Below are 8,357 nucleotides of genomic sequence, written 5' to 3'. Positions count from 1 at the left end.
CGGGTCGATCTGGCGGTGCATCCGTTCTCGTCGGGCTCGGGCCATGACGTGCGGATCACGACGCGGGTGTCGGAGACGGACCCGTTCAACTGCTTCTACTCGACGATCCACGAGGTCGGTCACGCCGCCTATGAGCAGGGGATTGATCCGGCCTACCTGCTGACGCCGGTCGGGCAGGGTGTGTCGATGGGGGTGCATGAGAGCCAGAGCCGGTCCTACGAGAACCAGCTGGGGCGGTCGCGGGCGTTTACGGGCTGGCTTTACGGGCGGATGCGGGAGGTCTTCGGGGAGTTCGGGATCGCGGATGCCGAGGGGTTCTACCGGGCGGTGAACCGGGTGCATCCGGGCTATATCCGCACGGAAGCGGACGAGGTGCATTACAACCTGCACATCATGATGCGCTTCGATCTGGAGCGGGCGCTGATCCGGGGCGATCTGGACGTGGCCGATCTGGAAGCGGCCTGGAACGAGCGGTTCCGGGCGGATTTCGGGGTGGCGGTGGACAAGCCGTCGAACGGGATGTTGCAGGACGTGCACTGGTCTTGCGGGCTCTTCGGCTATTTCCCGACCTACACGCTGGGGAACGTCTATGCGGGCTGCCTGGTCAAGGCGCTGCGGGCTGATCTGCCGGGGCTGGACGCAGCGATGGCCGGGGGCGACGTGTCGGCGGCGACGGGGTGGCTGCGGGAGCGGTTGCAGCGGCATGGCGGGCTGTACGAGCCGCGCGATGTCGTGCGGCGGGCCTGCGGGTTCGAGCCCTCGGAAGGACCGCTGCTGGACTATCTGGAAGCGAAGTTCGCCGCGATCTACGGGGTTTGAGGCGGTAGCTGTCCACGGTGGACAGATTTTTCGGCCCTTTTAGATCAATGGGTTGGTCGCGGACATTAGGGATTTGGTAACATCTCCCGAGAGAGTCCCGCCACGCTGCCGGGCTGCTCGTCGGTGAGGTCTTCCCTCTCTCGCGGGGGGTGACGCGGACGCGCGTCGAACGAGAAGGGATGTCAGCCAGGCAGCGGATAGGGCAGGACGTGCCCCGTCAGGTGCGCGCCCGGCCAGCGGAAGAGGACGAGGTGCCAGCGGGTGGGCTCGGACCGGGCGGTGTAGATCATGCCGTCGGCACCGGAGGCCCGGGCGCGGTCGGAGACGGCCCAGGTCGAGGCGGGCAGGTCCCGGGCGCGTTCGGGGAGCCAGGGCACGGCGGCGAGGGCCGGGTTGATTCCGCATCGCGCGCAGTGGTCGGGGTTGCGGAGGTCGAGCACCCTGACGCCCGTGAGCCGCAATTCGCAGATGACGCGGGGCGGGTCGTCGTCTCGGACGTAGGGCGCTATCGCATGTTCGGCCCAGTCGGGACGGGAGGAGGCGCAGAGGCTCGGCTGGGCGTCGTGGTGAAAGCGTCCCTCGGGGCTGGTCGCGGGGGCGAGGGCGTGGGCCGCCCGTGCCGTGGGGACGATCCGGTAGAAGAGGCCGTCGAGGGCAAGGAAGGGCATCACGCCTCCTTCGGGCAGAGCGGGTGGAAGGGATAGCGGGGGGCGTGCCACGGGGCAAGCTTCGGCCTGCGGGATCGGGAAAGGCTGCCCCGGAGCGATTCGGACCGGCTTGGTCGCCTTCCTCATGGTCGCGGGGAGAGGAGGGATGCTGGGGCAAGCCTTTGCGTGGTCCCCCACCCCCTTCTCCTCCCCACCGAGGGGGAGGCGAGGTGCTTGTCGCCTGCGTTGGGAGGGTAGGTCGTCCTGCGGGCTTCCCTCCTTGCGGAGGGTCGGGCGAGAGCGGGTCGGCTTCCTCATGGTCGCGGGGAGAGGGGGGATGCTGGGGCAGGCCGTTTTGCGTGGCCCCCCACCCTCTTCTCCTCCCCACCGAGGGGGAGGCGAGGTGCTTGTCGCCTGCGTTGGGAGGGTAGGTCGTCCTGTGGGCTTCCCGGTCCGGGGGGCCGGGCGAGAGCGGGTCGGCTTCCTCATGGTCGCGGGGAGAGGGGGGATGCTGGGGCAGGCCGTTTTGCGTGGCCCCCCACCCCCTTCCCCTCCCCACGGAAGGGGGAGGCGAGGCTCTTGCGGTTTGCTTCGGGAGAGTAGTCGTCCTGAGTGCGCAGTCTTCCGGGACAGGCAAGGGGTTGCGGCGCGGCCGTGCCTGTTGCAGTCACGGTCGGGGAAACCGGAAGGACGGGACGGCGGTGACGGAAACGCGGGCGTCGGAGAAGGGCGGGGCGGCGGTCTGGCTGTTGGCGCTGGGGCAGACGCTGATCTATGCGGGCTGCTATTATGCCTTCCCGGCGCTGTTGCCGGACCTGGAGGCGGCGACGGGCTGGACGAAGGGCGAACTGGCGCTGGGGCCGACGCTGGCGTTCCTGATCATGGCGGGGCTGACGCCGCTGACCGGGCGACTGGTGGATCGGGGGCTTGGCGGCGAGATGCTGATCTGGCTGCCGGGCCTGTCGGCGCTGGGCGTGGTGGGGCTGGGGCTGGTCGGGGGCCTGCCGGGATGGCTGGCGCTCTGGGCGGTGATCGGGGTGGCGCAGGCGGGGAGTCTTTACGAGACCTGCTTCGCCTTCCTGACCCGGCGGCTGGGCGAGGGCGCGCGGGGCGCGATCACTCGGGTGACGCTGGTTGCGGGGTTCGCGGGCACATTGGCCTTTCCGCTGGGGCATTGGCTGGGGCGTGCTTTCGGCGGGCAGGGGGCGCTTTTGGTCTTTGCCGGGCTGGTCGCCCTGGCCATGCCGCTGAACGCCGTGGCGGTGCGGCAGTTGCGCAGGCGGGAGCGGGCGGGGCTGGCGCTGCCGCCGACGCCTCCCGGCACGGTGCAGAGGGCGCTGCGGAAGCCTGCGTTCTGGATCATCGCAGTGGGGTTCGGCGCGATCTACCTGAACCATGGGCTTCTGATCACCTATGCGCTGGTCCTGTTCGCCGACCGGGGGGCGGCGGCGGGGCTTGCGGCGCTGGCGGCGGCGGCGATTGGTCCCTCTCAGGTGGCGGGGCGGCTGATCCTGCTGGCGGCGGGGGCACGGGTGACGACGGCGCAGGCGGTGCTGTTTTCCTGCGGGGCGATGGTGCTGGCAGGGGGGGGCCTGTGGCTGGCCGGGGTGGCGCCGGGGCTGATCTTCGCCTTTGCGGTGGCGCAGGGGGCGGGGATCGGGCTGACCTCGATCCTGCGGCCGGTGCTGATTGCCGAAGTGCTGGGGCGCCAGGGGTTCGGGGCGATTTCCGGGGCGGCGGCGGTGGCGCCGATCCTTGCCTCGGCAGCGGCGCCGTCGGTCGGGGCGGCGCTCTTGTCGCTGGGCGGGCCGGGGGTGGTCTATGCGGTGTGCCTGGGGCTGGCGGTCTTGGGGCTGGCGTTGATGGCGGTCTTGTTGTGGCGGAGGGAGCGGGAGTCGGGGTGAACCCCGACCTACGGGGATGGAGAAAGGGTCGGGGTGAACCCCGACCTACGGGAGGGATGAGATTGGGGGTTCCAGTTTACCGGCGGTCGAGGAAGCGCTGGATGCCGTCGGCGGTGGCGGGGAGGAGGGCGTTTTCCACCATGATCGCGCCTGCGGTGGCATAGGCCTGTCCGAGCGGTTCGCCAAGCTGGGCCCGGAAGGCGCGTTTGCCGAGGCGGATCGCGGCGGGGTCCTTGGCGGCGATGGCTTCGGCAAGCTTGCGGGTTTCCTCGGCCAGCTGGTCGGGCGGGGCGAGGCGGTTCACCACGCCGAGCGCTTGGGCGCGGGGGGCGGGGAGGAACTCGCCGGTGGTGAGCAGCTCGAAGGCAAGCCCTGGGGCGAGGCGGCGGGAAAGCGCGACGGCGGGGGTGGAGCAGAACAGGCCGAGGTTGATGCCGTTCACGCCGAAGCGGGCGGTTTCGGACGCGACGATCAGGTCGCAGGAACAGGCGAGCTGGCAGCCTGCGGCGGTGGCGGTGCCCTGGACCTGCGCGATGACCGGCTGGGGCAGGGCGGCGATGTGCTGCATCACACGGGCGCAGAGGTGGAAGAGCGTCTCGAAGGCGGTGCGGCCGCCATCGGAATCGACGTGGTAGCCATTCATCTCTTTCAAATCGTGCCCGGCGGAAAAGGCCTTGCCCTCGGCGGCGAGGACCACCACGCGGATGCCCTCGTCGGCGGCGAGGGCGGTGAGGGTGTCCTCCAGCGCGCGAAGCATCGGGGTCGAAAGCGCGTTCAGCGTGACGGGGGAGGCGAGGGTGACGGTGGCGATCCCGTCGTTGACGTCGCGTCGGAGCAAGGTGTCGGTCATTGCATCCCCCTCTGGCCTGCGCTCAGTCTAGGGAGCGGGCCGGGCGAGGGGAAGCGGGATGACACTGGTGATGGACGCGGATGAGCTGATGGCCTTCCTGCGGCGCGACTTCGGGCAGGTGGCCGAGGAGTTCGCGGTCGAGCGGGCGGATGCCGACGGCGTGACCCTGCGGCTGACGGTGGCGGAGCGGCACCTGCGGCCGGGGGGCACGGTCAGCGGGCCGTCGATCTTCGGCCTGGTTGATGTGGCGATGTATCTGGCGATCCTGTCGCGGATCGGGCCGGTGGCGCTGACGGTGACGACGAGTTGCGCCATCGACTTCATGCGGAAACCGGCGGCGGGGCGCGACCTCCTGGGCGAGGCGCGGGTCCTGAAGGTGGGGCGGAGCCTGGCGGTGGGCGATGTGATGGTGTTCAGCGAAGGGATGGCAGAGCCGGTGGCGCGGGCCAGCCTGACCTATTCGATCCCGCCGAAACGCTAGGCTTTCGGTTTCAGGAAGCGGCCCTCGATCCGGGCGCCGCTTTCGATGACGAGCGCGGCGGTGGTCACGTCGGCCTTCACTTCCGACGAGGCGCGGAGGGTGAAGCTTTCGCATGTGACCTTGCCGTCGAACTTACCCTTCACCTCGACCGTATGGGCGTTGACCGAGCCCTTGACCCGCCCCTCCTGCCCGATGATGAGGCCGTTCGCGGTGATGTTGCCGTCGATCTCGCCCAGCACCTCGACCGAGCCGGAGGAGGTGATCTCGCCGGTGATCTTCAGGTCGGCGCCAAGGACCGAGCGGGCCGAGTTGCTGCCGGGCGCGGCAGGGCGCGGCACCGAGGGCGCGGCGGGGGCGGAGGTCGGGTCGGAGGTCTTGGAGAACATCGTCGTAATCCTTGGGTCTGGGCCTTGGCCGAGGCGTTGCCCTGATAAGGAAGGATAGCGGTTGCCCGGTCAAGGGGCGCTTTGGGCCGGTGGCAGGTTTCCCCGAAGGCCATGTCGCAAGCGGGGCTGACAAGGCGAGGAGCTTTTGATCAAATGGCCCCGGGAATCAGGGGGACTTCATGTCGGACAGTTTCTTCCAGCCGGTGTCTGGGTTCGAGCTGCCGCGCTTTGCCGGGGTGCCGACCTTCATGCGGCTGCCCTTTGTGCCGTTCGACCATCCGAGGTTTCCGGAGGTGCAGATCGGGCTGATCGGCGCGCCCTGGGACGGGGGGACGACCAACCGACCGGGTCCGCGGCACGGGCCGCGCCAGTTGCGGGACCTGTCCACCATGATCCGGGCGGTGAATGGGGCGACCTGGGTGGCGCCGTTCGAGCTGGCGCGTTGTGCCGACCTGGGGGATGTGGCGCCGAACCCGGGCGACCTGATGGATTCGATGGCGCGGATGGAGGCGTTCTACGCCCGCGTGGTCGCGGCGGGCATCCGGCCCCTGACCGGTGGCGGGGACCATCTGTGCTCCCTGCCGATCCTGCGGGCGGTGGCGAAGGCGCGTCCGGTGGGGCTGATCCAGTTCGACAGCCACACCGACCTGAACGACGTCTACTTCGGCACCTCGCGCTACAATCACGGCACCCCGTTCCGCCGGGCGGTGGAGGAGGGGCTGGTCGATCCGAAGCGCTATGTCCTGATCGGCATCCGGGGCACGGCCTATGGCCGCGAGGACTGGGACTTCGCCGAAGCCAACGGCATCCGCATCATCCCGATCGCCGAGTTCCACGCGCGCGGAGCGGAAGACGTGATGGCCGAGGCGCGGGAGATCGTGGGCGCGGGGCCTACCTATGTGACCTATGACATCGACTTCGTCGATCCGACCTTCGCGCCGGGGACCGGGACGCCGGAGGTGGGGGGGCCCAACTCCTGGCAGGCCTTGCAGGTGGCGCGGGGATTGCGGGGGCTGGATGTGGTGGGGGCGGACCTGGTCGAGGTCTCGCCGCCCTTCGATGCGAGCGGGGGCACGGCCTGGCTGGGGATTTCGCTGATGTTCGAGATGCTGTGCGTCATGGCCGAGCGGATCGCGCGGGGGTGAGGGCGGACCGGGGGTTTCACACCCCCGGACCCCCGTGGGATATTTGTCCCAGTATGAAAGGGAGAGCGCCATGCAGGCCGACAAGATCATCACCAACGCGAAGGTCCTGACCATGGACGAGGCGCGTCCGCGTGCCGAGGCGGTGGCCTGGGGTGGGGGGCGCATCCTGGCCGTGGGCAGCCGGGCGGAGGTGGAGGCGCTGGCCGGGCCCGCGACTCGCGTGGTCGATGCGGGCGGGCGGACGCTGTTGCCGGGCTTCGTCGAAAGCCACCTGCATCTGGTGCTGGGCGGCAACGAGCTGTCGCAGCTGCAACTGGGCGGGGTGGAAGGGTTCGAGGCGCTGGCGGCGGCGTTCCGGGATTATGCAACGCAGAACCCCGACCTGCCGCTGCTGATGGCGCAGGGGGCGGCCTACGAGATCCTTGACCATCCGGTCACGCGGGCCGATCTGGACCGGGTGCTCGGCGACAGGCCCATCGCGATGATGTCGCCGGACCATCACACGGTCTGGGCCAATACGGCGGCGCTGCGGGCGGCGGGATTGCTGAACGGGGCAGAGATGCCGGTCGGGCATGTGGTGGTGATGGGTGCGGACGGAACCGCGACGGGCGAGCTCTTGGAGTTCGAGGCCTTCTCGCCGGTGCTGGCATTGACGGGCGATCTGCACCTGCAACTGGGGATCGCGACGGGGGGCGAGCCGGAGCCCTGGCCCGACGCCGCCCAGCGGGCGAAGGACAAGGAGAAGGTCGCGGCGGGCCTGGCGCATTGCGCACAGCATGGCATCACCAGCATGGTGAACATGGACGGCAACCGCTACACCTGCGTCCTTTTGCAGGAGATGGCGGAGGAGGGCCGGCTGACCGCGCGGGTCAAGGTACCGTTCCACTTCAAGCCACATATGGAGTTGTCCGAGCTGGAGCGCGCCAGCGCGATGGCGGCGAAGTTCACCGGCGCCTGGGTGACCTCCGGTTTCGTGAAGATGTTCATGGATGGCGTGGTCGACAGCCGCACCGCCTTCATGCTGCACGACTATCCGGGAACCAGCGAGCGGGGCGCGCCGCTGTTCGAGGCGGAGCGGTTCAAGGCGATCTGTGCCGAGATCGACCGGCGGGGCTTGCAGATCGCCGTCCATGCCATCGGCGACGGGGCGGTGCGGCAGACGATCGACGGCTATGAGGCGGCGCGGCTGGCGAACGGCCCGCGCGACAGCCGCCACCGGATCGAGCATATCGAGCTGATCGACCGCGCCGACGTGCCCCGGCTGGGGGCGCTGGGGATCACGGCAAGCGTCCAGCCGCCGCATCCGCCGGGGGCGATGGAGTTCCCGATGTCGACGATGGAGCATGTCTTCCACCGCGACCGCTGGCGTGACGCCTATCTGTGGAAGACGCTGGGCGACCAGGGCGCGCCGCTGGCCTTTGCGTCCGACTGGCCGGTGACGGATGTGAACGTGATGCGCGGCATCCAGGCGGCGCTGACCCGGGTGCCTTATGAGGGATGCCAGGACGAGCGCGTCGGCCTGATGGAGGTGCTGCGCGCCTATACCGCCGGGGGCGCCTGGGCCGCCCATTGGGAGGGGCTGACGGGAACCCTGCGCGAAGGGATGGCGGCGGACCTGGTGCTGATCGACGGCGATATCGAGGCGATTCCGGCGGATCGGCTGGGCCAGACGGGAATCGCGCTGACGATTGCCGGGGGCGGGGTGACGCACGATCCGGCCGGAATGCTGGGTGCGACGCCCGGACGCAGGGCATAATCTTATGAATTTGCAAGGGAAAATGGCAATCTGGAAAAATTCGTCATCATTCCGTCATTTTCCACTTGCGGGTCTTGGGGGCGTTGCGTAAAAGCCCCCTCACCGAAACGGAACGGTGCTGGAAACGGCGGCGGGAAGGATCGGAAGCGGTGACGAAAGCCGCGAAATCCTGGAGGCAAGATGGCAGTTACGCCAGAAGTTCTGGTGTGCTGCGTGTTTTGTGTCCGCGCTCTTTGAAATTTGAATGAATGAAGGGATATGCGGGCGGTTTGGGCGCATCGGCGTCGGAGACGCGCATATCGGCTCACTAGGGAAGTTCCTGCGAGGGGATGGACCGATGATGTGAGTGTCAGCTTCACTACTTGTGGG

The 8,357-nt window shown here is 69.1% G+C and carries 7 protein-coding genes and 1 pseudogene; 5 read left to right on the top strand and 3 right to left on the bottom strand.

Going from position 1 to position 8,357, the window contains the following annotated elements:
* A pseudogene (locus tag JNL31_RS15665) lies at window positions 1–819 on the top strand (carboxypeptidase M32); the annotation flags it as partial.
* A gap of 182 nt (window positions 820–1,001) precedes the next feature.
* On the opposite strand, the gene JNL31_RS15660 reads toward JNL31_RS15665, so the two are convergent.
* Window positions 1,002–1,487 (bottom strand): RES family NAD+ phosphorylase, encoded by a 486-nt coding sequence (locus JNL31_RS15660; RefSeq protein ID WP_294975184.1) that lies wholly within the window; start codon window positions 1,485–1,487, stop codon window positions 1,002–1,004.
* A 680-nt stretch (window positions 1,488–2,167) separates the two neighbouring features.
* On the opposite strand from JNL31_RS15660, the gene JNL31_RS15655 reads away from it, so the two are divergent.
* Complete coding sequence (locus JNL31_RS15655; protein ID WP_294975181.1) at window positions 2,168–3,370, top strand: MFS transporter; 1,203 nt, start codon at window positions 2,168–2,170, stop codon at window positions 3,368–3,370.
* A gap of 76 nt (window positions 3,371–3,446) precedes the next feature.
* Here JNL31_RS15655 and JNL31_RS15650 read toward each other — a convergent pair whose 3' ends face one another.
* Window positions 3,447–4,220 carry an enoyl-CoA hydratase gene (locus JNL31_RS15650; protein ID WP_294975179.1) on the bottom strand — a complete coding sequence of 258 codons (774 nt, stop codon included), beginning with the start codon at window positions 4,218–4,220 and terminating at the stop codon, window positions 3,447–3,449.
* A 58-nt stretch (window positions 4,221–4,278) separates the two neighbouring features.
* Between JNL31_RS15650 and JNL31_RS15645 the strand changes: the two genes are divergently transcribed.
* Window positions 4,279–4,701 (top strand): PaaI family thioesterase, encoded by a 423-nt coding sequence (locus JNL31_RS15645; protein WP_294975175.1) that lies wholly within the window; start codon window positions 4,279–4,281, stop codon window positions 4,699–4,701.
* On the opposite strand, the gene JNL31_RS15640 is transcribed toward JNL31_RS15645, so the two are convergent.
* Window positions 4,698–5,087: a polymer-forming cytoskeletal protein gene (locus tag JNL31_RS15640; protein WP_294975172.1), complete on the bottom strand. Its 390-nt coding sequence runs from the start codon at window positions 5,085–5,087 to the stop codon at window positions 4,698–4,700. The two genes, JNL31_RS15645 and JNL31_RS15640, sit on opposite strands and share 4 nt — an antisense overlap.
* A gap of 179 nt (window positions 5,088–5,266) precedes the next feature.
* On the opposite strand from JNL31_RS15640, the gene JNL31_RS15635 reads away from it, so the two are divergent.
* Complete coding sequence (locus JNL31_RS15635) at window positions 5,267–6,232, top strand: agmatinase (protein ID WP_294975169.1); 966 nt, start codon at window positions 5,267–5,269, stop codon at window positions 6,230–6,232.
* A 70-nt stretch (window positions 6,233–6,302) separates the two neighbouring features.
* Window positions 6,303–7,988: an amidohydrolase gene (locus JNL31_RS15630; RefSeq protein ID WP_294975166.1), complete on the top strand. Its 1,686-nt coding sequence runs from the start codon at window positions 6,303–6,305 to the stop codon at window positions 7,986–7,988.
* The last annotated feature ends 369 nt before the right edge of the window (window positions 7,989–8,357 follow it).

Origin of the sequence: Tabrizicola sp. (assembly GCF_016792905.1) — a bacterium.
GTDB lineage: Bacteria > Pseudomonadota > Alphaproteobacteria > Rhodobacterales > Rhodobacteraceae > Tabrizicola.
Note: the sequence above shows the minus strand (reverse complement) of the source record. Positions and strands in the feature narration are given on the sequence as shown.

Excerpts from the sequence above, each read along its gene's own strand:
- JNL31_RS15660 (WP_294975184.1), bottom strand. The coding sequence starts at position 1,487 with ATGCCCTTCCTTGCCCTCGACGGCCTCTTCTACCGGATCGTCCCCACG.
- JNL31_RS15650 (WP_294975179.1), bottom strand. The coding sequence starts at position 4,220 with ATGACCGACACCTTGCTCCGACGCGACGTCAACGACGGGATCGCCACC.
- JNL31_RS15645 (WP_294975175.1), top strand. The coding sequence starts at position 4,279 with ATGACACTGGTGATGGACGCGGATGAGCTGATGGCCTTCCTGCGGCGC.
- JNL31_RS15640 (WP_294975172.1), bottom strand. The coding sequence starts at position 5,087 with ATGTTCTCCAAGACCTCCGACCCGACCTCCGCCCCCGCCGCGCCCTCG.
- JNL31_RS15635 (WP_294975169.1), top strand. The coding sequence starts at position 5,267 with ATGTCGGACAGTTTCTTCCAGCCGGTGTCTGGGTTCGAGCTGCCGCGC.
- JNL31_RS15630 (WP_294975166.1), top strand. The coding sequence starts at position 6,303 with ATGCAGGCCGACAAGATCATCACCAACGCGAAGGTCCTGACCATGGAC.